Origin of the sequence: Nonomuraea turkmeniaca (assembly GCF_005889735.1) — a bacterium.
Classification (GTDB): Bacteria; Actinomycetota; Actinomycetes; order Streptosporangiales; family Streptosporangiaceae; genus Nonomuraea; species Nonomuraea turkmeniaca.
Map to the genome: position 1 here is coordinate 68,856 of NZ_VCKY01000009.1, position 23,513 is coordinate 92,368.

Genomic DNA, 23,513 nt, shown 5'->3' on the forward strand with positions numbered 1-23,513 from the left:
CGCCCGGCGCCGGGGCTGCTTCAGTGGTGAACACCGATGCTATCGCGGGTGAAAGCCCAGCTTTGTCAGCTCCTTGCGGGTGCCGTGGAAGACGTTGCGGTCGATCGGGCTGTTGGCGTACTGGTGAATGGTCCAGTCCTGCCACGGCCTGGGCACGAGGGGCCGGCCCCGGGGCCGCTCGGGACCGGCGATCCAGAGCGGGTATTCGGCCAGGCCCGCGCAGTTTCCGCGGTTCGCGAACGCGTGGAACGTGTAGATGAAGGGTCGCACCCGTCCGTGCCGCTCGACGAAGTGGCACCAGCGGCGCGCGAATCTGGCGACTCGCTCCGGCCGCAGGCCGTCGTCGTCCTCCAGGTCGAGCGCGAGCAGGTCGCCACGGCGTAGCCCACCCGCCGCCCTGATGGTGGCCAGGAAGTGGCGAGCCTGCTCGATGGGGTCGCCTTTCGGACGGGCGAAGTGGTACGCGCCGCTGACCATCCAGGTCTCGCGCATGCCGTTCCAGTTACGCGTGAACCTCTTGTCGGTGTAGTCGCCGCCCTCGGTGGCCTTGGCGAAGGCGAAGGCCACTCCGGCTTCTGCGTGGCCGGACCAGTCGACGGAGCCCTGCCAGTTGGACACGTCTATACCTTGCAGCACGCCCTTCACCTTGCCGGATCTTATGGAGATGTTTCCCGATCAGCCCCGCGCCGCGCCGATCAGCAGGTTCCGGGTGCGTTCCTTGTTGCTGAACACGGAGCCCACGAAGTCGGTCACCCCAGCCCGTTCGAGCTCCTCGAGCTGGGCGAGCACGGCCTTCTCATCGCCCACGACGGCCACGTTGCCGGGGCTCACGGCCCCTTCCCTGTCGAGCATGGCACGGTAGGACGGCAGTTGCCCGTAGACCGCGAAGATCTCGTTCGCCCGGTTGATCGCGGCGTCGGGGTCGTCGGTGACGCAGACGGGCAGCGCGCAGACGATGCGCGGCGCCTCGCGGCCCGCCTCGGCCGCGGCCGCCGTGATCGTGGGCGCGACGTGCTCGGCGACGGTCTTGGGTCCGGTCATCCACAGCACGGTGCCGTCGGCCACGGTGCCCGCCATGGTGAGCATGCGCGGGCCGAGCGCGGCCATCAGCACGGGGAAGCCCGCCCCGGGCGTGGTCAGCTTGAGGTTCGCCTTGAGCGTCTCGCCCTGGTATTTGACGTGCTCGCCCCGGGTGAGCGGGATCAGGATGTCGAGGTACTCCTTCATGTGCCGGCCCGGCCGCTCGAAGTCGTAGCCGTACATGCCCTCGATCACCATCTTGTGCGACAGCCCGATGCCGAGCGCGAGCCGGCCGCCGAGCGCGGCGTTGGTGGTCATGGCCTGCTGGGCCAGCACGGCGGGGTGGCGCGGGTACGTCGGGACGACGGCGGTGCCGAGCTCGATGGGCGGCGCCTGGGCGCCGGCGGCGGCCAGCGCGGTGAGCGCGTCGAGGCCGAAGATGTTGGAGAGCCAGGCCGAGGAGAAGCCGTCCTCGGCCGCCTGCGCGATCTGGTCGCGGAGCCCGCCGATGGGGTCGTCGCCTTTGGGCTCGGTGAGGTAATAACCGTAACGCATAGTAACAGAACTCCGTTCTGGTGGCTGACGCGAATGTACCTTCCCAAGCCGCCGTGCGGTCACCCGCCGGAGGGGAGCGCATTTGTAAAGTGGCCTACATGACCCACGAACGCGCCGGACAGCCCGCTCAGCCTGCCGACCTGGTCGACGTCGCCCGGCTGGTGACGTCCTATTACGCCCTGCATCCCGATCCTGCGGAGGTAGGGCAGCGGGTCGCGTTCGGCACGTCGGGGCACCGGGGGTCGTCGGTCAACACGGCGTTCAACGAGGACCACATCCTGGCCACCAGCCAGGCCATCTGCGAATACCGGCGCGAGCAGGGGTCGGACGGGCCGTTGTTCCTGGGCATCGACACGCACGCGCTGTCGGAGCCGGCGCGGGTGTCGGCGCTGGAGGTGTTCGCGGCCAACGAGGTCGAGGTGCTGATCGACACGCGGGACGGCTACACGCCCACGCCCGCCGTCTCGCACGCCATCCTGACGCACAACCGGGGGCGCACGTCGGGGCTGGCGGACGGCGTCGTGATCACGCCGTCGCACAATCCGCCGGCGGACGGCGGGTTCAAGTACAACCCGCCGCACGGCGGGCCCGCCGACACCGACGCGACCTCGTGGATCCAGGACCGCGCCAACCGGCTGCTGACGGACGGGGTGCACGGGGTGCGGCGGGTCCCGTACACGAAGGCCGTCGCCGCGGCCGGCCGGTACGACTTCCTCGGCTCGTACGTGGACGATCTGCCCTCGGTGCTGGATCTGGACGCGATCAGGTCGGCCGGGGTGCGGATCGGGGCGGACCCGCTGGGCGGGGCGAGCGTGGCGTACTGGGGGGAGATCGCCGAGCGGCACCGCCTCGACCTGACCGTGGTGAATCCCCTCGTGGATCCGACGTGGCGGTTCATGACGCTCGACTGGGACGGCAAGATCCGGATGGACTGCTCGTCGCCGTACGCGATGGCGTCGCTGATCGCAAACCGCGACAAATACGATATTTCCACTGGAAACGATGCGGACGCGGACCGGCACGGCATCGTCACCCCGGACGGCGGGCTGCTGAACCCCAACCACTACCTCGCCGTCGCCATCTCCTACCTGTACACGCACCGCGACGGCTGGCCGGCGGACGCCGGGGTCGGCAAGACCATGGTCAGCAGCGGCGTCATCGACCGGGTGGCGCACTCACTGGGACGGCGGCTGTACGAGGTGCCGGTGGGCTTCAAGTGGTTCGTGCCGGGGCTGCTGGACGGGTCACTCGGCTTCGGGGGCGAGGAGAGCGCGGGGGCGTCCTTTCTGCGGCGGGACGGGTCGGTGTGGTCCACCGACAAGGACGGGATCATCCTGGCGCTGCTGGCGTCGGAGATCCTCGCCGTCACCGGGAAGTCGCCGAGCGCGCATTACCAGGAGCTCGTGGGGCGGTTCGGGGAGCCCGCGTACGCCCGGGTGGACGCACCGGCGACGCGCGAGGAGAAGGCCGTGCTCGGGAAGTTGTCCGCCAATCAGGTGACGGCGTCGTCGCTGGCCGGCGAGCCCATCACGGCGGTCCAGACGGCCGCCCCGGGTAATGGGGCGTCGCTGGGCGGGGTGAAGGTCTCGACCGAGAGCGCCTGGTTCGCGGCGCGGCCTTCTGGCACGGAGGACGTCTACAAGATCTACGCCGAGTCCTTCCGCGGCCCCGACCACCTGGCCAAGGTCCAGGAAGAGGCCCGCTCCCTGGTCTCCGCCGCCCTCGGCTGACGGCCGCCTCAGTAGCCCAGGTGGCGGCCGCCGTCCCCGACCAGCACCTCCCCGGTCACCAGGTCCGACTCCAGCAGGGCGGTCACCATCTGGGCGATGTGCTCGGGCTGGGCCGTGCGGCGCAGCGGTGCCTTGGCCTCCTCACGTGCCGCCATCTCGGAGAAGACGTGCTCCCCCACCCGGTCGATGTGCCAGCGGGTCGCCACGATGCCGGGCGCGACCGCGTTCACCCGCACCTCGGGTCCCAGGGCCACCGCCAGGTCGCGGGTGAGCTGGATCAGGGCGGCCTTGCTGACCCCGTACGCCATGGAGGATCCCGTGGCGAGGATGCCGGCGATGGAGGAGACGTTGACGATGGCGCCGCGGGCGGCCCGCAGGTCGGGGGCGAAGGCGCGGGCGCAGTAGAAGGGCCCCATGAGGTTGACGCCCATGACGTGCCGCCACACGTCGTCGGTGAGCCCCTCCAGGTCGGGGAACGGCACCCACTTGGTCGTCCCGGCGTTGCACACCAGCACGTCGACGCGCCCGTACCGGTCGCGTACCCGCTCGGCCATGCGCCGTACGGCCGCGTCGTCGGCCACGTCTGCGGCCATCGCCTCGGCCTTGCAGCCCAGGTCGGCGAGCCGGGCGACGGTCGCCTGGGCGTCCGCGGCCGAGCGCGAGTAGTTGACCACCACGGCCTCCGCGCCCTTCCTGGCCAGGCTCTCCGCCACGGCCGCGCCGATGCCGGTGCCGCCCCCGGTGATCACGGCGACAGTGCCGTTGATGTCCATGCCTACTCCTCCACGAGCGGACGCCGCACCGGGTCCACGACCCCGATGTCCAGGTCCTTGGTCTCCCTCGATGCCCAGAACGCCCCGAACGAGATCAACGCCGTCGCGACCAGGAACGCCGCGACCAGCCACGGCGCCCCGCCCAGCCGCGCCGCGAGCGCCGCGCCGATCAGCGGCGAGAACCCGGCCAGCGCCGCGCCCAGCTCGCGCGAGGCGGCGAACCCGGTGTAGCGCACCCGGGCGCCGAACAACTCGGCGTAGAACACCGGCTGCACGGCCACCTGCGGCGCGAACCCGAACGCACCCATGATCATCATGGCGAGCCACACCACCACGGGCACACCGGTGCCGACCATGAGGAAGTACGGGTACACGAAGACCGCCACGAACACCACGCTGAAGAGGTTGAGCGGCCGCCGCCCCACCCGGTCGGACAGATGCCCGTACACCGGCTGCAGCACGATCACGGTCAACCCGAAGAAGATCACGCCCAGCAGCGCCGTCCGGTTGGACAGGCCGAGCTCGGCGATGGCGTACGCGACGCTGAACGTGGACAGCGTGTACACCACGGCCGTGTCGCAGATGTGCGCCCCGACCCCGATGAGGAAGTTCCGCGGGTGACGGACGATCGCGTCCTTGATCGGCAGCTTGACGATCTCGCGGCTCCGCTCCATCTCGCGGAACACCGGCGACTCGGCCACCCGCAGCCGCACGTACAGGGCGACGCCGATGAGCGCGAAGCTCACCAGGAACGGCAGCCGCCAGCCCCAGGACCGGAAGTCCTCCTCGGGCATGAGCTGCACCAGCAGGAACGCCGAGGTGCCGAGCACGAGACCGATCTGCACGCCGGTCTGGGCGTAGGAGGCGTAGTAGCCGCGCCGGCCCGGCGGGGCGTGCTCGGCCAGCAGCGTGGCCGCGCCGCCGAACTCCGCGCCCGCGCCGAGTCCCTGGCAGACCCGCAGCAGCGTGAGCAGGACGGGCGCCGCCACGCCGATGGAGGGGTAGGTGGGCAGCAGGCCGATCAGCCCGGTGGACACGCCCATGATGACCGTCGTGATGATCAGCGTGGAGCGGCGGCCGATCTTGTCGCCGAGGTGGCCGAACAGCACGCCGCCGAACGGCCGCACCACGAACCCCACGCCGAACGTGGCGAACGCGGCGATCGTGCCCGCGGCGGGGTCGGCCTGGGTGAAGAACAGCTGGTTGAAGACGAGGGCCGCGGCGGTGCCGTAGATGAAGAAGTCGTACCACTCCAGGGCGGTGCCGACGAGGGCGCCCAGAACAACTCTCTTTAACTCGGGTGTGGCGGACATCTAACCTCCAGAAGGCGTGTCGGGCCACGGAACGCCGAGCCGCGAGGCGAGCGCCGCCAGGTCCGCCCACACCGGTGCGGGCACCGGGATCCCCTCCTTCAGCCGCGCCGTGCGTGCCTCGGCCTCGGGCTCCCCCGGCACGACCACACCGGGGCCGGAGGCGCGCAGGGCCTCGCAGAAGGTCTCGACCTGGGCGATGTAGCTGTCCAGGGGGACGAAGGCGGCGATGTCGACCGCGGTGATCACCGTGCCGAACGTGCCGTCGTACTCCGGGGAGCAGGCGGTGCCGGTGCCCGTGAGCAGGCCGCCGACCAGCTCGATGAGCACGCTCAGGCCATACCCCTTGTGGCCGCCGAACGGCAGCAGCGCCCCGCCCCGGTAGAAGTCGTCCGGGTCGGTGGACGGGCGGCCGTCGGGGTCTACGAGCACCCCTTCGGGGGCGGGCGAGCCGGCCGCACGCAGCAGGCCCAGCTTGCCCTCGGCCATGGCCGCGGTGGCCCAGTCCATGACCACGGCCGCGCCGCCGGCCCGTGGCACGGCCCAGGCCATGGGGTTGGTGCCGAGCATCCTGCCGCGCCCGCCGTACGGGGCGACGGTGGGGTCCGCGTTGCCGGTGACCTGCGCGATCAGGCCCTGCCCTGCCAGCGATTCTGCGTACTCGCCGAGCCTGCCGACGTGGTTGCACTCCCTGATCGCGACGACGCCTGTGCCGTGCTCGCGGGCCAGCCGTGCCGCCTCGACGGCGGCCAGCCGGGCGGCGGCCTGCCCGAAGCCCCGCCGTCCTGACACGACGGCGGTGGCGCCGCGGCGCGAGAGCACCTCGGGGCGGGCGCCGGGCATGATCACGCCTGCCTCGATGCTGTCGAGGTACGGCGTGAGCCGCCGCACGCCGTGCGACCCGTGCCCGGCGAGATCGGCCTCGACCAGCGACGCGGCGACGGTCGCCGCCGTGCCGGCGGGGGCGCCGGCCGCGGCCAGGAGGTCCCGGGCGAGGTCACGGAGGTGGTCGGCGGTGATGAGGCGGGAGGATGCGTTCACGGGATGCCTGTCCCCATCGTGAGGCGTTCCGTGTGCGCGCTTATGCCCGTTCCACGCCAGCCCAAACGGAGCCACGGAAAGGGCTTACCGGGTCAACTCCGCGGCGGTGGCGACGGTCATCCCGGTGCGGCCGAGGTCGGCGCGGCGGCCGGCGGCCGCGCCGTCGCGGTAGCCGCTGCCGCTGGTGCGCGGCACGCTCATCCTGATGTGCGGGTAGTGGGCGGCGACCGCCCGCTCCACCTCTCCCCGGCGGTCGGCCAGCACGAGCGCGGTCCCGCTGCCGGTGGACTCCGCCTCGGCACGTGACTCGGCCTGGCTCAGCAGCCGGTACACCTCGTCGGTGAATCCCAGCAGCCACGACCGCCGGTACGCCCGCACGGCCGTGACGTCCTCGGGCACCCGTACGCGCCCCAGCCCGGAGGCCATCTGCAGCAGCAACGACGTCGCCAGCAGGTCGGCGCGCTCCAGGTCGGCGGCGAACCCGAACACGTGCACCCGCTGCCCGCCGTCCCCCCGCCCGATGAGCAGCGGCCGGCAGCGCACGGCCTGCGCCACCAGGCTCACCAGGCGGGCCTTCTCCCTGGCCCACGGGTTGGGCACGGTGACGATCCGGTCGCCGGGCACCTGCCGCGTGCCGGCGGGCGGGAGCGCGTCGATGCCGTGCTTGGCCATGAGCGCCGACGCCGCCGCCATGAACGTGGCCCGCTCGTGGTCGTTGTCGGTGCGTTCGGCCTTGGCCAGGAGTTTCCTGACGCGGTCGAGTATGCGCTCCCGCAAGCGTGTGCTCCCCCGGTGCCGCTCAGTGCTTGGTCAGCACCCTCCCGTCGGCTCCGATGGCGGGGAAGGCGCCGGTGTCCACGATGCCGTGCTGCTGGTACAGCGCCTCGATGATGGCGTGCGCCTGCGGCTCCAGCTTCCACAGGGCACGATACTCGCGCGCCGTGGACAGCGGGATCCCGATCTCCTGGGCGATGTCCACGGTACGCGGCACGATGCCCTTGGCGATCTGCCGGTCCCAGAACTCGCGGGCGGCCCTGATCTGCGCGGCGCGCTCGGCCGTGGAGACGACCTGCGGGGTGGTGTCGAGCACCTCGACGTCCTCGTCCTCGTCGTTGACGAGCTCGGCCAGCGCGGGCGGCAGCGCCGGGCGGGCGGGCACCGGGTGGTGGTCGGCCTCGGGCTCCCAGGGCACGCGGGGGTCGGCGTCGATGAGCGCCGAGGTGTTGTAGAGCGCGGCGATCTGGGCCAGCAGCGCCTCCTGGCGGGCCGGGTCCACGGCCAGGCCGGTGTGCTCGACGGCCTGGTCCATGGCCTTGTCGAGCTTGGCCAGCGCGTGGCGCATCTTGCGGTCGGAGGCGCCGCCCTCACGCAGCGCCTTGGCCCGCTTGGCGGCCAGCGCGACCCGGGTGAGCCTGCGGTGCGCGTCGACCTCGCTCGTCGTACGGTCGCTGACCTCGGCCAGCCCCAGCCTGACCAGCGCCCGCTCCGGTGTGAGCCGCCAATTGATGCGGCCGGTGCCGCGGATGCGGTGGCGTTCGATGGCCATGCCGCGCTCCCACAGCCAGGCCGCCACGAGCGGCGCGGCCAGCCGGAACACCGCCTCCGGCAGGCTACGCGCGTCCATGCTGGACAACACGGCGGTCAGGCACGTCAGTGCCCACACGGCGATGCCGTCGATGCCGGCGGAGAAGTTCTCGCGCATGTTGCGGCGGGCGCGGACGGCGCTCGTGATGATCGCGATCTCGATGAACGCGAACAGCAGTAACCTGAGCGGCCCGTCGAGCCCCAGCACGTCTTCCGAGAAGCGCCACATGCCCTGCGCGGACACGCCCGTGGCGATGGACGCGGCCGCGATGGTCAGCACGTCCTCGATCGGACGCGGGGCGACGTATCTGGCGAACAACCAGACGGCGGCCTTCCAGGTGACCCTGATCACCAGGAACGCGAGCACCAGCCCGGCCAGGCCGAGCAGCGCGATGACAGCGGTGGCGAGCGGCTGCTGGTTGACGAAGGCTGTTATTTCCTCGAATGTCGGCATCTGTCACTATCCGTGATGGCTCTGGCTCCGGCTCTATGCGACGAGATCATCGCAGAATGTCGCCATCTTGTACGCCAAACGCCATCTGCTTCCTCAGTTTGCTCCTGATTCCCACCATCAACGGTGTGTCGTACGAGCCTGCCCCGAGGACGACGGGCGTACATCGGACCCGCCCACCCAGCGGCGCACCCGGCTGGTTGCCCGGCTACGGACCCGGAGAGCCTCATTGGCAGGGCGACGAGGACTTCCCGTTCGACGAGCCGCTCCTGTTCGCCCACGACCGCACCGAGCCGCCGCCGGTGGAGATCACCAGAACCGTGGCCGTCAGGTGAGGGCGAAGCCGGGGTCGTCGCTGGTCTGAGATGAAAATTCGTCCTTTCGGAGGGCACCGAACGCCCTTCTCAATGGGACCATCTATCGAGGGATTTATCCCAAGATCGTGTGATGTATCCCATCAGGACGGATATCGATGTCAGACAGTGAGTTCCCGCTCGTCCAGTTCATGCGTGACGGGTTCGACCCGGTGGGCGAGCTCGGACGCATCCGAGCCGAGCACCCGGTCTTCCCGATGGAGATCCCCGGCGACCAGACCGTGTATCTCGTCACCCGCTGGGAGGACGTCCGAGCCGTGCTCGGCGACCACGAGCGCTTCAGCAACGATTTCGCGGGCGTCATCGGTCTCGGCTCCAACCAGGAGGACCCGGGCGGCCTCGGCTTCCGCGACCCGCCCGAGCACACGCGGCTGCGCAAGTTCCTGACCCCCGAGTTCACCGTGCGGCGCCTGCGCAGGCTGGAGCCGCGTATCGAGGCCATGGTCGAGGAGGCGCTGGACCGCATCGAGGCCAAGGGCGCCGAGAGCATGCCGGTGGACCTGTTCGAGGAGCTCGCGCTGCCGATCCCGTCGCTGGTGGTGTGCGAGCTGCTGGGCGTGCCGTACGACGAGCGCGCCGACTTCGTCAAGATCAGCAAGGACCGCTTCGACTTCACGGCCGGGCCCGAAGCGTCGCTGCAGGCGATCAACGACGCGATGACGTACCTGACCGAGCTGGTCGCCAGGGAGCGGCAGAACCCCGGCGAGGGCCTGCTGGGGCAGCTCCTGCGCGACCACGGCGACGAGCTGGACGACCGCACGCTCGCCAGCATGGCCGACGGCCTGCTGACCGGCGGCCACGACACCAGCACCAGCATGCTCGCGCTGGGCACGCTGTGGCTGCTGCAGAACCCGGAGCAGGCCGCGAAGGTGCGCGAGGTCGACGGCTATGTCAACGACGTGGTCGAGGAGCTGCTGCGCTACATGTCGGTCGTGCAGGTGGCCTTCCCGCGCTTCGCCCGCGACGACCTGGAGCTGCACGGGGTGCAGATCAAGAAGGGCGAGCTGGTGTTGTGCTCGCTGATCGGCGCCAACCGCGACCCGGCGGCCATGGGCGAGGACGTGGACGAGATCCGGCCCGGACGGGACGTGTCCCACCTGGCGTTCGGCCACGGCATCCACCGCTGCATCGGCGCGCCGCTGGCCCAGATGGAGATGCGCATCGCCTTCCGGGCCCTGCTGCGCCGCTTCCCGACGCTGCGGATCGCCGGCGAGGTGCCGTTCAGGGAACTCGCCATCGTGTACGGCGTCAAGGAGCTACCCGTCGCCTGGTAGAGCGGTTACGTTCGCAGTGTGAGCGAGCCTGTCATCGATCTGGCCAGGATCAGCGCCGTCGTCTTCGACACCGACGGGGTGGTCACCGACACCGCGCGAGGGCACGCGGCCGCCTGGAAGCACGTCTTCGACGCGTTCCTGCGCGGCCGCTCGGAGCCGTTCGACATCCGCGACGACTATCTGCGCCATGTGGACGGGCGGCCGCGGCTCGACGGCATCCGTACATTCCTGTCCTCGCGCGGCATCACGCTGCCCGAAGGGTCGGCGGACGACGAGCCCGGCGCGGCCACCGTGCACGGGCTCGGGCTGGCCAAGGACGAGATCTTCGTGGCGCAGGTGGACAAGTACGGGGTGGCGGCGTTCCCCGCGACGGTCGCCCTGCTGCACGAACTGCGGCGGCGAGGGGCCCGTACGGCGGCCGTGTCCCCCAGCCTGCACGGGCGCAAGCTGGTGAACTCGGCCGGGGTGTCCCATCTGTTCGACGAGCTGATCGACGGGAACGACGCCGCCCTGATGAACCTGCCGGGCATGCCCGATCCCGCCCTGTTCATGGAGGCGGCGCGCCGCCTGGACCTGCCCGCGGCCAAGGTCGCGGTGGCGGCCGCGGCGCTGCCCGGGACCGAGGCAGGCAAGAAGGGCGGGTTCGGGCTGGTGGTGGGGGTCGTCAGAGAAGGCGGCGAGCCGGACGAGCTGCGTGAACACGGAGCCGGGGTCGTGGTGACCGGGCTGGGTGAGATCGAGGTGCGCGGCAGGGTCCTACCCTTGACCACGTGACCGTTCTCATCGACCCGCCCAACTGGCCGGGGCCGCGCGGCCTGATGTGGTCGCACCTGGTGAGCGACAGCTCGCTGGAGGAGCTGCACGCGTTCGCGGCGCGGCTGGGGGTGCCGGCGCGGGCGTTCGATCGGGATCACTATGACGTGCCGGAGACCGTGCACGCGCGGGCGGTGTCGATGGGGGCGGAGGCGGTCAGCTCACGCGAGCTGTTACGGCGGCTGATCGCCGCGGGACTGCGCCGCCGCAAGCGCCACTCACCCCGCTGAGCCCTGTCCTTCCGTGAGGCCGGCCAGTTCGGCGGTCATGTTGGCGCGGGCGCGTTCCTCCCACAGGCCGGCCGCCCGGGCGGTGCGGTAGAGGCGCGGGGCGGCCAGCAGCCGGCGCAGCACCTGGGCGCGGCCCTTCCTGAACAGGTCGTCGGGCACGTGGGCGTACTCCTGGCGGATGGCGGCCGCGTAGGCGTCGTATCCGGGGCCGGGGCGGCCCAGGACGGCCAGGTCGGCGTCGCACAGGACCGCGCCGTTGGCATCGCCGTCGGCGAGCGTGTCGTGGGCCGCGGTGAGGCGTACCAGCCGGGCGGTCTCGGCGACCCGGGTGGCGGGCACCCCGCACCTGGGCAGTCTGGACTGGGCCAGCTGGGCGCTGCGTTCCTCGTCCCAGCCCGGCCTCCCGTCGTAGACGGCATCGTGGAACCACGCGGCCAGCCGCACCGCCGCCGGGTCCTCTGCCGCGTCCGCCAGCTGATCGACGGCGTCGAGCACGGCGGTCAGGTGGCCGAGGTCGTGGTAGCGCCGGTGCGGCTCGGCCCACCGGGCGATCACCTCGGCCCCCAGGGCGCCCGAGGCCACCGACCCGCCCACGAGCGCGCCCCACCGCCGGGCCAGCACATCCCGCCCGTACGGCGACCCGTCCGCGGGCAGTGCCGGCTCGGGGTCGGCTGCGGGCCGAGGCGGATGATTGATCACCGTTCCACCGTACGCGCCGCCCGCTTTGGTAGCGTCCTGGGCATCGACACGGGACCGAAGGAGCGCAGGCGCCTGCCGCGGTGGCGGGAGGTGCGGGCCGTGTTGCCCGGGTGGCCGCGGCTGGGCTGGGAGCGGCGGGTGGCGGACGCGGCCGGCCTCGAGGACCTGCGGCGGCTCGCCAGGAAGCGGGCGCCGCGGATGGTGTTCGACTATGTCGACGGCGGCGCCGAGGGTGAGCGGTCGATGGCCAGGGCGGTGGAGGCGTTCGGGCGGGTGGAGTTCCGGCCGCGGGTGCTGCGGGACGTCGCCGAGGCCCCGGCCGCGGTCCAGATCCTGGGCAGGCGGATCGAGATGCCGGTCGTGCTCGGGCCCACCGGGTTCACCAGGATGATGCACCGGGCGGGCGAGCGGGCCGTGGCCAGGGCGGCGGAGCGGGCGGGGGTGCCGTACACGCTGTCCACCATGGGGACCACCACCGCCGGGGACGTCGCGGCCGCCGCGCCGGGCGGGTGGAACTGGTTCCAGCTGTACGTGGTCCGCGACCGCGCCCGCAGCCTGGAGATGTTGTCCATGGCCAGGGACGCGGGCATGGACGTGCTGGTGGTGACCGTGGACGTGCCGGTGGCCGGGGCGCGGCTGCGGGACGTCCGGCACGGCCTGACGGTCCCGCCGTCGCTGCGCTGGCGCAGCGTGCTGCAGGCGTTGCGGCGCCCGGCGTGGTGGTTCGACTTCGTCACCAGCGAGCCGCTCAGGTTCGCCACGGTGGACGGCGCGCCGGAAGATCTGGCCGGGATCACGAACATGATGTTCGACCCGTCTGTGACGATCAAGGACCTGGAGTGGATCAGGTCGGCGTGGCAGGGGCCGCTCCTGGTCAAGGGCGTGCAGCGGGTGGACGACGCCAAGAGTCTGGCCGCCGTCGGGGTGGACGGACTGGTGGTGTCGAACCACGGCGGGCGGCAGCTCGACCGCTCCCCCACGCCGCTGGAGTTGCTGCCCGAGGTGGTGGACGCCGTCGGGGACCGCACGGAGGTCTTCCTGGACGGCGGCGTCCGCAGCGGGGCGGACGTGGCCGCCGCGGTCGCGCTGGGCGCCCGTGCGTGCTTCATCGGCAGGGCCTACCTGTACGGCCTGATGGCGGGCGGCGAGGCGGGGGTGACGCGGGTGCTCGACCTGATGCGCGCCGAGCTCGTACGGACGACCCAGCTGCTCGGCGTGAGCGGCGGCGTCAGCGGGCTCGATCGTGACGTCGTACGCCTCCGGCCGCTCTGACGTTGACCAGGCGCCGACGCAGCCCTTTGGTCAAGGCTTGAATTAAGCGACCCGGAGCATGGCGCCCCCGAAGAACGGCTCCATCACCAGCGTCGCCGCACCCAGGGCCACCGCGTCCGGCCCCAGCCGGCCGAGCACGACCGACCCCGGGTCGAACGCCTGCTGTTGCGTCAGGGGCACTCTGCCGGTTCAGGTCCAGCCGGTCGGGCCGTGGATGACCTGCTGAGCCATATCCGCGCACATGTTCTACCGGAATCGCCAACTCTCGGTATCATTGCGATCACGCAATGTGCAAAGACATGGAGTAGCGGGCGCACTTTCACGTGGGCACGCATGTTCGTCGCGATCTCGCAAGCGCTGGCACCGGACGATCACGGTGCCGGACGGGCCCTTCATGGACGAGAGGGTGCGGCGGCTGCTGGACCGCTACGCCGCCGCGGGCGGCGGCGCGGCGGTGCTGCGCCTGGCCGGCGGCCGGCTCGGCGACCTGATCGTCAAAGGCGTCAACGGCCACCTGTCGTCGGCCGTCGCGGCCCGCGTGACGCTGAACGGCGAGAGCATCGTCACCGCCGGACCGGCGGACCTCGTCATGCTCGGCGCGCTCTGCCACAGACCTGACGCATATCGCCAGAGATGACACGTATCTCACGGCCGGTGCCGCCTCTCTGCTCCTTCACACGGGGACACGGTCCTCGCCGGGAAGGAGATCAGATGGCAACCGGAGAGTTCCAGGTGATGAAGGTACCGGCCGAGCAACTGGCCGGTGCTCTCCACGGCCAGGTTGTCGATCCGGGGGCGCAGCCCACGACTGTCGTGCGGCGTGGCGAGGGGTGGACCGTGGACGTGAGCTGGGAGGTCAGCGGCGAACTGGTCGACTGGCTGACCGGCCGCTGGCAATTGGAGATCATCGCCGACCTGCTGGGCGGCGGCGAGTCGCGACATCCTTCGCCTCCCGTGGAGATGACCTTCACGCCTGGGTCGGGCCGGTATACGGCCTCCATTCCGATGCGCGGTCAGTTGGTCGCAGGCACCTATGATCTCGTGGTCAACCTCACCACCACGACCGCCGCCGGCACCGCGGGGGCGCTCGGCGGGTTCGTGGTGATCAGCAAGATCGTGGTCAAGGATTGAGGTCAGCGCAGGCGGCGCTCCAGGAGGAGGGCGCCGCGGCCGGACAGCAGGGAGGCACACCATTCGCGCAGGTCGGCCGGCTTGGGTCCGCTCACCTGGCCGCCGTCGAGCAGGTCCGCCCAGTCCAGCAGGGACTCGGCGAGCATGAGCGGCACCTCCCGCCGCTCGTGCACCTCGGCGGCGGCCTCGAAGTGCTCGGCGGCCCGCCGCGGGTCCCCCATCGTCACGCACAGGTGGGCCAGGTAGTGGTGCCCGCAGTGGTGGGCGACGGTGCCGTGGCCGAACGTCTCACCGTCGGCGGCCAGCGAGTCGTACACCTGCGCGGCCAGGTCTGCCCGTCCCAGCCGGCAGGCGGCCACGGCCAGGTTGTCCAGGGCGGGCCGGTGCGCCATGTTGCGCGGCGGCACCGCGCCCTGGCCGGCCAGGATGCGGTCGAGCAGCGGGCCGGCGTCCTCGTCGTCCATCTCGCACAGATAGCGCAGCACCGCGTGCACGGGGTCCACGCGGAGCGCCGGGGCGGCGCGGCGCAGCCGGTCGCGCAGCTCCCACAGCCGTCCCTGGAGCCGCCGGATCTCGGCGATCTGCTCGGAGTAGATCGCCACGGCCTCCAGGCGGCGGCCGATCTCCGAGCCGAGCCGCAGAGCCGCGGTCGCCTCCGCCTCGGCCTGCGCGAGGTCGCCCTGCATGAGGGTCAGGCCGGCCTTGGAGTAGCCGACCAGCCAGTGCAGGTGCGGCTGCGCCAGCCGGCTCGCCAGCTCGTCGGCCTGGTCCAGCAGCGTGGCCGCGCGGGCGGCGTCGCCGCTGTCCAGGACGGGAGGGGTCCGCTGCACGTAGCCGTGGAACAACACCAGGTCGTCGCCGGTCCTGCGGGCCGCGTCCAGCATCTCGTCGCCGTCGCGGTGGCGCTGGTGCAGCGGGTCGGCGGGGATGATGGTGAGACTGCGTAGGCACAACACGAGGGCGAGCGTGCGCGGGTCGCCGGACTTGCGGGCCAGCGCCACCGCCTCGTCGCTCAGCGCGAAGCGCCGCTCCCCGTCGGGCGCCCAGATCAGCTCCGAGGCGAGCTGGGCCGCCAGCAGCGCCCTGGTGCTCACGTCGGTGGAGTCGACCAGCCGCCTGGCCTCGGTCAGCAAGGCGATGCGCTGCTGGTCGGGGGCGGCCGAGATGCTGGTGAAGCCGCGGTCGCCGCCGAGCGCGGCCGTGACGATCAGGTCGCCGCGGTCGCACTCCCTGGCCAGGTCCGCCGCCGCCACCAGGGTCGGCCGGGCTTCGGGGTGCCCGGCCAGCCACATGGCCGTGCCGCACTCCAGCAGCAGCTCCGCGCGGCGTTCCAGGCTCGCGCCGGGGAAGTCCTTGAGCAGCTCCAGCACCCGCTGGTACCAGGTGACCGCCTCGCGGTGCGCCAGCCCGGCCAGGGCGTGCTGCGCCGCGCGCACCGCCGCCTCCGCCGCCGCGCTCACGCGGACCGGGTCACGGCCGTTCTCGGCGGCGGCCAGCAGGTGCGCGGCCACCACGTACGGCCGCGACTCCATCGCCTTCGGGTCCGCCTGGCACAACGCGTCGGCCACCCGCCCGTGCAGCAGCCCGGCACGTGGCGGGGAGAGCGTGGCGTACAGGGCGTTCCTGGTCAGCTCGTGCGAGAACCGGCAGGTGCCGCGTGCCGACATGGTGACCAGGCCGGCGCCCAGCGCCTCCTCCACTGCGGCCACGAACCGCGCCTCGTCCAGGCCGAGCCCGTGCCGCAGCTCGGCCGACTCCATCCGCTCGCCCACGGCCAGCAGGCTGACCAGGTCCCTGGCGTCCGGGTGCAGTTGCGCCAGCCGGGCCAGCACCATCCTGGTGACCGAGTCGGGCACGGTCAGCGCGTCCAGGTCTTTGCCCGCGGCCAGCTCCGTGGCCACCTCGCTGATCAGGAACGCGTTGCCGCCCGTGATGCGGTGCAGCGCCTGGGGATCGCCGCCCGAGCGGACCTCCGACAGCAGGTCGGAGACCTCCTCGAGGCCGAACGACGGAACCTGCACGACGCGGCCGTCGGCAGTCAGCTTGTGCAGCTCCGGCATGGCGGACTCGACCGGCACCGGCCGTGACGTGGCCAGGATGAGCAGCGGCATGGCGTCGGCGTCGTACATGAGGGCGCCGAGCATCTGCAGCGACTCGAGCGTGGCCCACTGCAGGTCGTCGATCACCAGCAGGACCGGCCGCACGGTGGCCAGCCGCTCGATCAGGGTGCGTGCCGCCGCCATCAGCTGGTAACGCTCGGAGACCGGCTCGGTGGCCGGCGGCACCTGCAGGGACAGCGGCGGCGTGGCCAGCGACGGCGCCAGGCGCACCAGCTGGCCGCACTGCTGGTCGACTCCGGCCCGCAACATCAGGGCGGGCGAGGTGCGGGCCAGCCGCTCCACGGCGCCGGCGATCGGCTCGTACGCCTGCCGCGCCGGATCCGTGCACCGCCCCGCCAGCACCGTGAACTGCCGTTTGAGCGCCTGCCTGGCCACTAAGGACGCCAGCCGCGTCTTGCCCACCCCCGGGTCACCCTGCAGGATCACCAGCCCACTGCCGAACTCGGCCGCGGCCAGCTCGGAGTCCAGCGCCCGCAGTTGCTCGCCCCGGCCCACGAACGGCAGCTGGTGCCTGTTGTCCAGCCACGTGGGCAGCCCGCCGCTCTGGTGGTGGTCGGCGTTCTGCCAGTGCAGCTCGTAGGTGTGCATCGGCTCGCGCAGGCCCTTGCCGGGCAGCCGCCCCAAGTCCTTGAACTCGTGCCGGCTGCGCCCCTGGGCCAGCCGCCGCACCAGGTCGGTGCAGAGCACCTGGCCGCCTTCGGCGATGGCGACCAGCCGGGCCGCCTCCACCGTCGGCAGCCCGCTGACGTCGTCGTGCCCCCAGCAGACGTCGCCGGCGGCGAGTGCGGCCTTGATGGAGATCTTCTCCTGCGCCCGCTCGTTCTCGTCGGCGACGGCCTGCTCCACCGCGATGATCGCGTCGAGCCCGGCGGTCGCCGAGTCGAAGACGGCCATCAGCCCGTCGCCCAGGCTCTTGGTGAACGTCGAGCCGCTCGCCATCACCACGGAATGGAGGAGCTGGTAGAGGCGGCGGAAGACGACGTTGGCACGCTCCTCGCCGAGCCTGATCCGCAGCGCGGTGGAGCTCACCACGTCGGTGAACAGGATCGTCGCCGTGGTGAGCGTGCCTGGCTCGTGCGGAGCGGTCACGCGCGCAGCCCCTTCCGCCCGACTGCTTTATGCCGGATATTGTGCCGGACATTGTGGCGGATCTCGCGGGATTTCACGGCCGCCTTCGACTGCTTGATCCGCCAGGCATGGGCCAGCTCCGCGGGGATGCGGAACGGCGCCTGCCCGCCCGAGTGGCGGTCGACCAGGGCGATCACGATGTCCCGCCCGGCCCGGCGCACCAGCCAGCGGACCACGGCGTCCGCCCGCCGGCCCAGCCACGGCCGCCGGTGCGCCGCCCGCGCCGCCATGAACAGGGCGGTGAACCACCACGCGGCCGGTGGCACGCCGAGCAGCTCGGGCACCCTGTCCGCGCCGTACTTGGCGTCGCGGAAGACCCAGTGCACCAGGCTGCGCGGCAGCTTGCGCCAGCCCAGGTGCATGAACTCCTCCATCTCCTCCAGGAGCCTGGCCATCAGCACGCGGCCTTCGGGGCTGGACTCGTAGAGGCGGCCCAGGCGCTCGCTGACCGGCACCACGTCGTCGAGCGTGAGCGGCCCGTCCTGGCACGCCTCCACGCCCATGAGGTGGCCGAACACGCTCCACGTGTAGAGGTGGGCGGCGCGCTGATCGTCCGTCAGCTTCACGCCCATGCTCTCCAGAGCCTCCCATGTGACCACGGAGAAGTCGAAGATGGTGGCCAGCAGGAGCTCCTGGTTGACCGGCGGCCCGAACCGCTCGGTGTCCCAGCTGTCGCCGAAACGTTCGTCGACCAGGGCGCGCACGAACGAGTGCAGGATACGCAGCCCGATCGCGGTGGTGTGGCCGGGCCGCCCGGGCTGCAGGCTGTCGGTCGCCTTCAGCCCCATGACGTCGACCAGCATCTGCCCGGTCTCGGCGACCCGGCGGGTGAGGCTGTGGGTGGCCAGCTTCGACACGCCGGCCAGCACCTTCGCGCTGGACACCTCGACGTACGCCATGGGCAGGCACTTGCAGAACAGCGCGGCCGCCTGGTAGAGCCCGTAGTCGGCGAACACGGCCTGCCCCTTGGCCAGTAACTCGGTGTCGTCGCCCCAGTCGGGCAGGTCACTGGCGAAGTCGAGCGCGTCGAAGACGCGGGAGGCGGGCGGCTCCCCCGAGGGCGCCCTGGCCTCCCGCTTGGCCCGCCCCAGCTCCTCGACCACGGCCCGCACCAGCTCCAGCGGGCCCTTCCCCTCGGGCTGCTCGCTCAGGTAGGCGGCGACGACCTCGTCGACTGCCGGGTCGGCCTGCTTCCTGAGCTGCCGGAACCGCTCTTCCGGCCAGCGCTCGTCCCTGTCCATGGGGTCGTTGCGATCGTTCATGGTCCCCGTACTCCAGATTCGGTCAGAGCCCACCCCGCTTGCGCAGAGCGGCGACGTCCAGCAGCGTGATCGTCCGGCCCTCGATGGCGATGAGGTGCCTCGACACCAGCGACTGCAGGGCCCGATTGACGGCCGGCCGCGTCGCGCCGATCAGCGCGGCGAGGTCCGACTGCGTCAGCCCCGGCAGGTTCACCACGCCTTCGGTGGTGCCGTGCTTGCCGGCCAGCTGCAGCAGCAGCTTCGCCAGCCGCCCTCCCAGGTCCAGGAAGGCCAGGTCGGCCGCCTGGCCGGTGAGCCTGCGCACCATGTGCCCGAGCATGCGCAGGAACTCGTCGGCCAGCCCCGGATGCTCCCGCATCAGCTCCAGCAGCCGGGCCCTGGGCAGGGCGAACACCCACGAGGGGCGCGCGGTGACGATCGAGGCCGAACGCGGCGAGCCGTCCAGCAGCGCCATCTCCCCGAAGGTGTCGCCGCGGCTCAGGATGTTGAGCACGATCTCGTCGCCGTGCTCGGTCGTGAACACGACCTTCACCAGGCCGTCCAGCAGCACGTAGAGAGACTCCCCCGGGTCCCCCTGGTGGAAGATGATCTGCCCGGTCCGGTATCGCCGCGCCAGCCCGGCCCGCGCCGTGCTCACGATGCCGCTCTCTCCGAGTACGCGGAACAGGGGGATCTCCGCCAGCACGGCCGCGACCGGCTGAATGTCCGGTGGAACCCCGCTGTGCCCGTTCATGCAAGAACTTTAGGCCGCAATCGGCGCCCGGACAGTATCTGGTAAGTGATCTGCAAAATGTGACGAGGACCACATTCGGACTGTCATGCCCGAAACAGCCCCATCGGATCTTCCGGCGGACCGTGGGGGTGCCGGCCGGAAGTGACCCCCCGAGTACCCGGACCGGCAGGGAGTCGGATATGCAGTTGGAGACCATCGACCGCCTGGACACGGGCGCGTTGGTGTCGGCCGCGCAAGACGGCGACGCCCACGCCTGGGAGCGGCTGGTCGAGGAGTTCACGCCGATGCTGAAGGCACGCATCCGCCGCTTCAGGCTCGGCCACGAGGATGCCCAGGACGTGCTGCAGACCACCTGGCTGCTGGCCTGGCTGAACCTCAAGAGCGTGACGGACGGGCAGCGGATGGCCGGCTGGCTGGCCACGATCGCCTTCCGCGAGTGCCTGAAGCTCACCAAGCGGACGAAGGAGATCTGCACCCCGGACCTGGACATCATGGGCAGCACGGACGACGTGGACAAGGAGCTGGCCAGGGCATGGCTGGCGGGCACGCTCGACGAGCTGGTCGAGGAGCTGCCGGACGCGCAGCGGGTCCTGTTCAGGGCGCTCACGGAAACCTCCGAGCCGCACTACGTGGACGTGGCACGCAGGCTGGGCAGGCCGGTAGGGAGCATCGGGCCCACCCGAGCCCGCTGTTTCGCGAAGCTACGCGGGCTCCTTCAGGCCCGCGAGATCACCAGGGACTTCCTGGACTGAACTATTTGTTCGCCGGGTCAAGCGGGATCGCCTCCAGGAACGGCTCGAAGTCGAAGTGCGCCATCTCGTACGCGTCCGGGTCGGTCTCGGTCGGGTACCGGTAGACCTTGCGCCGGATCGTGGGCAGGGCGGGGTCGTTCGCGAACATCTCGCTGACGGCCTCCGGCACCAGCCCGCGCCGCATCTCCTCGGCGAGCCCGTCGGCGACCTTCGGGTCGAACGGCAGGTCGTACAGGGCGCGGACGTGCTGGTAGACGCGGAAGTAGCTGACGATGAAGCGCATGCGGTCGGGGTAGGACACCCAGTTCGACACCCCGGCCGTGGACGCCTCCTGGTCCTCGGTGATGAACTCCTCGGCCAGCTTGCGTACCTTCTCGTGCTGGATCGGCGCCCATACCTTCGCCATGTCCACGCCCGCGGGCGCGGTCAGCGGCTTGCCGACCTTGATGTCGCTCAGCGGCGTCTGCACGGCGAACAGGTGGCGGGTGTAGAGGCCGGCCCACAGCTCCTCCAGCTTGCGGGTCAGCCACGGCTGGTCCTCGTGCCGGGCGGCGTACAGGCGGAACCTGGGGAACGGGCGGCGGATGATCAGGGAGCGCAGTGACCGCCACGACACCCGCGTCAGCCATCTGACCGGCCGGTAGAGCACCAGCTCCAGGGCCTTCTGCGCACGTTTCTGCTCGTACGCCGACAACGCGATGTTGGCCCCCAGCATGAGCTCGGCCCGCACCGCCGGGTCGGTCGCCTCCTTGGCCTCCAGCAGCAGCTGCGCCGCGTCCTTCAAGTAGCGGGCGTCGGCCTTCTCCAGCAGCTCCGTCAGGAACTCGGGCGGCGTCGGCGTCAGGTCCGACTCCGGGCTCACCTTCAGGAACCGGTCGGGCGTGTCGTTCCACAGGTTGACGGCGAGACTGGCGGTCTCGAGGAAGATCGCGCGGTTGGCCAGCGCGAGGCCCAGCTGGTAACTGGGGCCGAGCAGGGTGAGCAACATCGCGCGGAAGAACCGCCGGAACCTGCGCGGCACCCTGAGCTTGCGGCCGAAGTCCTCGATGAACGGCGAGGCGGGTGTGAGGTCAAGGCTCTCGCCCACCGCCTTGGAGGTCCATGTGGCGTAGCAGTACCAGTTGTTGGCGTCCTTGCCGAGGTGCCCGGCCAGGTCGGCGGCGACGCGGTGGTAGCTGTAGGCGATGACCATCGCTTCGAGCGCCGGGCTCCGGTCCTTGTAGGCCGCGATGCGCAGCACGTCGTCCGCGGTCATCCGAGAGTCGGACATGAGGTCTCCCGTTTCGCTGGTCCCGTCGCCTCACGGAGTCAGAGCGTCCCCGCGGGCGTCAGATACAGGCCGGCGGCCGGCTTTGCCTCCCCGTGGCCGCCGCCGGGGCACCGAGCGTAGAAGCGGCGGCTTGCGAAGGGCTTGCAGAAGGATCTCAGGGGGCGAGGGTCTGGCCCGCCTCGATGGCCTCGCGGACGCTCCTGGCCAAGGTCTCCTCCAGCGCGTCGCCGTGGGCGGCCAGTGTGCGCATCCCGTCGGTGTCGTCCGTGTGGGCCAGCAGCGCGCGGTATTTGTCGTTGTTGTCCAGCGCCTCGCGGGCCCTCAGCGCGGCGTCGGCCTCCTGGACGCGGCGCGCGTACCGCTCCAGGCCTTCGACCCTGGCGGCGACGGCGGCGACGGAGCGGTCCAGCGCCTCCTGCTGGGGCTCCAGCACTGCCAGCAACTCCGGCGTCACCACGCCCTGCCTGGCCCGGTGCTGCTCTTCCTGCAGGTGCGTCTGCGCCTGCAGGAGCGTGGCGAGCTCCCAGATCTGCCGGGGCAGCAGCACCTCGTTGGCCAGGCCGTCCAGGAGGCGGCGGCGCATGGCCAGGGAGGCGTAGACCGTGGTGACGGCCTTCCTGGCGCGCGCGAGGAGAGCCCGTGACGGCGGGGACAGCTCGGACACGACCACGAACCGGTCGCGCACGTCAGGGTCGGCCGGGGCGAGCCTCGGGACGAAGCAGTCGAGAACGGCCAGGCGTTCCTCCTCGGCCAGGTCCGGGTCCATGACGAGGTCGACGGTGCGCCTGACGTGGTCCCGCTCCTGGGCGAGCAGGCGTTGCTCTTCCGCGGCGAGCGCCGCCCTGCGGCGGAAGACGTCGTGCGCGATCACGATGCCGCACAGGAGGAGGGGGGCGAGCAGCACGGCGATGACCACGTCCTGGGGCCCGGCCAGCACGTACAGGACGACGCCGGTGAACACGACCACGCTGAAGGCGGCGATCGACGCCAGCGCCAAACCGCAGCCTCTGGGCACACCGTCCCCCTCGACATCGAGTTTCCGAAGTGTCCTGAGTGCCAACAATAACCGCAGATTTCGCGAAGATCACTACTAGCGCAGGTACGACGCCCCGTTCAGGTCGAGGACGGCGCCGCTGGCCCATTCGGCGGCCGGCGAGGCCAGGTACAGGACTGCGGCGGCGATCTCGTCCGGGCGCGCCACCCGCCCGAACGGGCTCTGCGCCCGGACCGCGTCGCCGCGGGGCGCTTTGAGATGCTCGTTCGTCATGTCGGTCTCGACGAAGCCGGGCGCCACGCCGGCGACGGCGATGCCGCGCGGCGCCAGTGCGATCGCCAGGGATTGGCCGAAGGCGTTCAGGCCCGCCTTGCTGGCGCCGTAGGCGGGGCTGTCGGGCTCGCCGCGGAAGGCGCCGCGCGAGGAGACGTTGATGATCCTGCCGCCGGGGGGCATGTGCTGGAGCGCGCACCAGGTGACGTTGGCGGGGCCGGTGAGGTTGACGTCGAGGGTCCGGCGCCAGGCGGTCTGCCACTGCTCGTAGGTCTGGTCGGTGATGGGGTGGTGGAGGAAGACCCCGGCGTTGTTGACGAGGATGTCGATCCGGCCGAGCGCGTCGGCCGCGGCGTCGGTCATGCGGCGCACGTCCTCGGGGTCGGCCAGGTCGGCCTGGACGATCGTGTGGCCCTCGCCGGGCAGCGCGGCCAGCAGGTCGCCGGCCTCGGTGGCCGAGTCCCGGTGATGGATGGCGACCCGGTCGCCCTGCTCGGCGAATGCCGCCGCGATCGCGCGTCCGATGCCTCTCGACGCGCCGGTGATGAGAACTCCACGTCCACTCATCCGCCGCACATTAGCCCATTCTCCGCAGGTCACCACGACCGGGCCGCCCTCCGGCGCGGGTCCCTTGAGCGGGAGGGCCGTGTACGGCTAGAAGCGGCCTGAGCGGCGGAGGGGTGGGGGGCGGCCGTCCGGGTCGACGGCGAGCCGGTACATGGGC

Annotated in this window: 24 protein-coding genes; 9 read left to right on the plus strand and 15 right to left on the minus strand. The window is 71.5% G+C overall.

Annotation, left to right across the window (positions count from 1 at the left end; all coding sequences use genetic code 11):
- Positions 1–39 precede the first annotated feature (39 nt).
- On the minus strand, positions 40–636 hold the full coding sequence (locus ETD86_RS04305) for a glycoside hydrolase family 25 protein (protein ID WP_170222876.1): 597 nt from the start codon (positions 634–636) through the stop codon (positions 40–42).
- A 39-nt stretch (positions 637–675) separates the two neighbouring features.
- Positions 676–1,575: a TIGR03564 family F420-dependent LLM class oxidoreductase gene (locus ETD86_RS04310; RefSeq protein ID WP_138664764.1), complete on the minus strand. Its 900-nt coding sequence runs from the start codon at positions 1,573–1,575 to the stop codon at positions 676–678.
- A 98-nt stretch (positions 1,576–1,673) separates the two neighbouring features.
- Between ETD86_RS04310 and pgm the strand changes: the two genes are divergently transcribed.
- Positions 1,674–3,305 carry a phosphoglucomutase (alpha-D-glucose-1,6-bisphosphate-dependent) gene (gene pgm / locus ETD86_RS04315; protein WP_138664765.1) on the plus strand — a complete coding sequence of 544 codons (1,632 nt, stop codon included), beginning with the start codon at positions 1,674–1,676 and terminating at the stop codon, positions 3,303–3,305.
- A gap of 8 nt (positions 3,306–3,313) precedes the next feature.
- Here pgm and ETD86_RS04320 read toward each other — a convergent pair whose 3' ends face one another.
- The 5 genes from ETD86_RS04320 to ETD86_RS04340 form a co-directional block, all read right to left on the minus strand.
- A complete protein-coding gene (locus ETD86_RS04320; RefSeq protein WP_138664766.1) occupies positions 3,314–4,078 on the minus strand; it encodes an SDR family NAD(P)-dependent oxidoreductase in 765 nt (254 codons plus the stop codon).
- Between the two features lie 2 nt (positions 4,079–4,080).
- Positions 4,081–5,391 (minus strand): MFS transporter, encoded by a 1,311-nt coding sequence (locus tag ETD86_RS04325; protein ID WP_138664767.1) that lies wholly within the window; start codon positions 5,389–5,391, stop codon positions 4,081–4,083.
- Positions 5,392–6,429 (minus strand): Ldh family oxidoreductase, encoded by a 1,038-nt coding sequence (locus ETD86_RS04330; RefSeq protein ID WP_170222877.1) that lies wholly within the window; start codon positions 6,427–6,429, stop codon positions 5,392–5,394.
- An 84-nt stretch (positions 6,430–6,513) separates the two neighbouring features.
- A complete protein-coding gene (locus ETD86_RS04335; RefSeq protein ID WP_138664769.1) occupies positions 6,514–7,206 on the minus strand; it encodes a DUF2786 domain-containing protein in 693 nt (230 codons plus the stop codon).
- 22 nt (positions 7,207–7,228) lie between these two features.
- Positions 7,229–8,467: a hypothetical protein gene (locus ETD86_RS04340; protein WP_138664770.1), complete on the minus strand. Its 1,239-nt coding sequence runs from the start codon at positions 8,465–8,467 to the stop codon at positions 7,229–7,231.
- Between the two features lie 125 nt (positions 8,468–8,592).
- On the opposite strand from ETD86_RS04340, the gene ETD86_RS04345 reads away from it, so the two are divergent.
- The 4 genes from ETD86_RS04345 to ETD86_RS04360 all read left to right on the plus strand — a co-directional run bounded on the left by ETD86_RS04345 (position 8,593) and on the right by ETD86_RS04360 (position 11,155).
- A complete protein-coding gene (locus ETD86_RS04345) occupies positions 8,593–8,799 on the plus strand; it encodes a hypothetical protein (RefSeq protein ID WP_138664771.1) in 207 nt (68 codons plus the stop codon).
- A gap of 137 nt (positions 8,800–8,936) precedes the next feature.
- Positions 8,937–10,112 carry a cytochrome P450 gene (locus tag ETD86_RS04350; protein ID WP_138664772.1) on the plus strand — a complete coding sequence of 392 codons (1,176 nt, stop codon included), beginning with the start codon at positions 8,937–8,939 and terminating at the stop codon, positions 10,110–10,112.
- Positions 10,113–10,130: 18 nt separating this feature from the next.
- Entirely contained in the window at positions 10,131–10,886 is a 756-nt protein-coding gene (locus ETD86_RS04355) for an HAD family hydrolase (RefSeq protein WP_138664773.1), read from the plus strand.
- Positions 10,883–11,155, plus strand: coding sequence for a DUF4031 domain-containing protein (locus ETD86_RS04360; RefSeq protein WP_138664774.1), 273 nt, complete (start codon positions 10,883–10,885; stop codon positions 11,153–11,155). The genes ETD86_RS04355 and ETD86_RS04360 overlap by 4 nt, the downstream gene beginning before the upstream one ends.
- Here the strand turns inward: ETD86_RS04360 and ETD86_RS04365 are convergent.
- The gene (locus ETD86_RS04365) at positions 11,144–11,854 is read right to left on the minus strand and encodes an HD domain-containing protein (protein ID WP_425465612.1); all 711 of its coding nucleotides are present in this window, start codon (positions 11,852–11,854) and stop codon (positions 11,144–11,146) included. The two genes, ETD86_RS04360 and ETD86_RS04365, sit on opposite strands and share 12 nt — an antisense overlap.
- On the opposite strand from ETD86_RS04365, the gene ETD86_RS04370 reads away from it, so the two are divergent.
- Positions 11,843–13,126, plus strand: coding sequence for an alpha-hydroxy acid oxidase (locus tag ETD86_RS04370; RefSeq protein ID WP_138664775.1), 1,284 nt, complete (start codon positions 11,843–11,845; stop codon positions 13,124–13,126). The genes ETD86_RS04365 and ETD86_RS04370 overlap by 12 nt on opposite strands.
- 42 nt (positions 13,127–13,168) lie before the next feature.
- Here the strand turns inward: ETD86_RS04370 and ETD86_RS54810 are convergent, their stop codons facing one another.
- Positions 13,169–13,306 carry a hypothetical protein gene (locus ETD86_RS54810; RefSeq protein ID WP_170222873.1) on the minus strand — a complete coding sequence of 46 codons (138 nt, stop codon included), beginning with the start codon at positions 13,304–13,306 and terminating at the stop codon, positions 13,169–13,171.
- A 214-nt stretch (positions 13,307–13,520) separates the two neighbouring features.
- On the opposite strand from ETD86_RS54810, the gene ETD86_RS04375 reads away from it, so the two are divergent.
- Both ETD86_RS04375 and ETD86_RS04380 read left to right on the plus strand, forming a co-directional pair.
- Positions 13,521–13,763 carry a hypothetical protein gene (locus tag ETD86_RS04375; RefSeq protein WP_138664776.1) on the plus strand — a complete coding sequence of 81 codons (243 nt, stop codon included), beginning with the start codon at positions 13,521–13,523 and terminating at the stop codon, positions 13,761–13,763.
- Positions 13,764–13,837: 74 nt separating this feature from the next.
- Entirely contained in the window at positions 13,838–14,257 is a 420-nt protein-coding gene (locus tag ETD86_RS04380) for a hypothetical protein (protein WP_138664777.1), read from the plus strand.
- Positions 14,258–14,259: 2 nt separating this feature from the next.
- Here ETD86_RS04380 and ETD86_RS04385 read toward each other — a convergent pair whose 3' ends face one another.
- Genes ETD86_RS04385 through ETD86_RS04395 form a run of 3 tightly spaced genes read right to left on the minus strand, consistent with a single transcriptional unit; the run spans position 14,260 to position 19,500 of the window.
- Entirely contained in the window at positions 14,260–17,466 is a 3,207-nt protein-coding gene (locus ETD86_RS04385; RefSeq protein WP_138664778.1) for an ATP-binding protein, read from the minus strand.
- Positions 17,463–18,767 carry an oxygenase MpaB family protein gene (locus ETD86_RS04390; RefSeq protein WP_138664779.1) on the minus strand — a complete coding sequence of 435 codons (1,305 nt, stop codon included), beginning with the start codon at positions 18,765–18,767 and terminating at the stop codon, positions 17,463–17,465. Before ETD86_RS04390 ends, ETD86_RS04385 begins: the two co-directional genes overlap by 4 nt.
- 22 nt (positions 18,768–18,789) lie before the next feature.
- On the minus strand, positions 18,790–19,500 hold the full coding sequence (locus ETD86_RS04395) for a Crp/Fnr family transcriptional regulator (RefSeq protein WP_138664780.1): 711 nt from the start codon (positions 19,498–19,500) through the stop codon (positions 18,790–18,792).
- 179 nt (positions 19,501–19,679) lie between these two features.
- On the opposite strand from ETD86_RS04395, the gene ETD86_RS04400 reads away from it, so the two are divergent.
- Positions 19,680–20,252, plus strand: coding sequence for an RNA polymerase sigma factor (locus ETD86_RS04400; RefSeq protein ID WP_138664781.1), 573 nt, complete (start codon positions 19,680–19,682; stop codon positions 20,250–20,252).
- A 1-nt stretch (position 20,253) separates the two neighbouring features.
- On the opposite strand, the gene ETD86_RS04405 is transcribed toward ETD86_RS04400, so the two are convergent.
- From ETD86_RS04405 to ETD86_RS04415, 3 genes are all read right to left on the minus strand, one after another.
- Positions 20,254–21,522, minus strand: a complete 1,269-nt coding sequence (locus ETD86_RS04405) for a hypothetical protein (protein WP_138664782.1) — start codon at positions 21,520–21,522, stop codon at positions 20,254–20,256.
- Positions 21,523–21,676: 154 nt separating this feature from the next.
- Positions 21,677–22,537 (minus strand): hypothetical protein, encoded by an 861-nt coding sequence (locus ETD86_RS04410; protein WP_138664783.1) that lies wholly within the window; start codon positions 22,535–22,537, stop codon positions 21,677–21,679.
- 75 nt (positions 22,538–22,612) lie between these two features.
- Complete coding sequence (locus tag ETD86_RS04415) at positions 22,613–23,356, minus strand: SDR family NAD(P)-dependent oxidoreductase (RefSeq protein ID WP_138664784.1); 744 nt, start codon at positions 23,354–23,356, stop codon at positions 22,613–22,615.
- Between the last annotated feature and the right edge of the window lie 157 nt (positions 23,357–23,513).

Excerpts from the sequence above, each read along its gene's own strand:
- ETD86_RS04310 (WP_138664764.1), bottom strand. The coding sequence starts at position 1,575 with ATGCGTTACGGTTATTACCTCACCGAGCCCAAAGGCGACGACCCCATC.
- pgm (WP_138664765.1), top strand. The coding sequence starts at position 1,674 with ATGACCCACGAACGCGCCGGACAGCCCGCTCAGCCTGCCGACCTGGTC.
- ETD86_RS04320 (WP_138664766.1), bottom strand. The coding sequence starts at position 4,078 with ATGGACATCAACGGCACTGTCGCCGTGATCACCGGGGGCGGCACCGGC.
- ETD86_RS04325 (WP_138664767.1), bottom strand. The coding sequence starts at position 5,391 with ATGTCCGCCACACCCGAGTTAAAGAGAGTTGTTCTGGGCGCCCTCGTC.
- ETD86_RS04340 (WP_138664770.1), bottom strand. The coding sequence starts at position 8,467 with ATGCCGACATTCGAGGAAATAACAGCCTTCGTCAACCAGCAGCCGCTC.
- ETD86_RS04350 (WP_138664772.1), top strand. The coding sequence starts at position 8,937 with ATGTCAGACAGTGAGTTCCCGCTCGTCCAGTTCATGCGTGACGGGTTC.
- ETD86_RS04370 (WP_138664775.1), top strand. The coding sequence starts at position 11,843 with ATGATTGATCACCGTTCCACCGTACGCGCCGCCCGCTTTGGTAGCGTC.
- ETD86_RS04375 (WP_138664776.1), top strand. The coding sequence starts at position 13,521 with ATGGACGAGAGGGTGCGGCGGCTGCTGGACCGCTACGCCGCCGCGGGC.
- ETD86_RS04380 (WP_138664777.1), top strand. The coding sequence starts at position 13,838 with ATGGCAACCGGAGAGTTCCAGGTGATGAAGGTACCGGCCGAGCAACTG.
- ETD86_RS04390 (WP_138664779.1), bottom strand. The coding sequence starts at position 18,767 with ATGAACGATCGCAACGACCCCATGGACAGGGACGAGCGCTGGCCGGAA.
- ETD86_RS04395 (WP_138664780.1), bottom strand. The coding sequence starts at position 19,500 with ATGAACGGGCACAGCGGGGTTCCACCGGACATTCAGCCGGTCGCGGCC.
- ETD86_RS04400 (WP_138664781.1), top strand. The coding sequence starts at position 19,680 with ATGCAGTTGGAGACCATCGACCGCCTGGACACGGGCGCGTTGGTGTCG.
- ETD86_RS04405 (WP_138664782.1), bottom strand. The coding sequence starts at position 21,522 with ATGTCCGACTCTCGGATGACCGCGGACGACGTGCTGCGCATCGCGGCC.
- ETD86_RS04415 (WP_138664784.1), bottom strand. The coding sequence starts at position 23,356 with ATGAGTGGACGTGGAGTTCTCATCACCGGCGCGTCGAGAGGCATCGGA.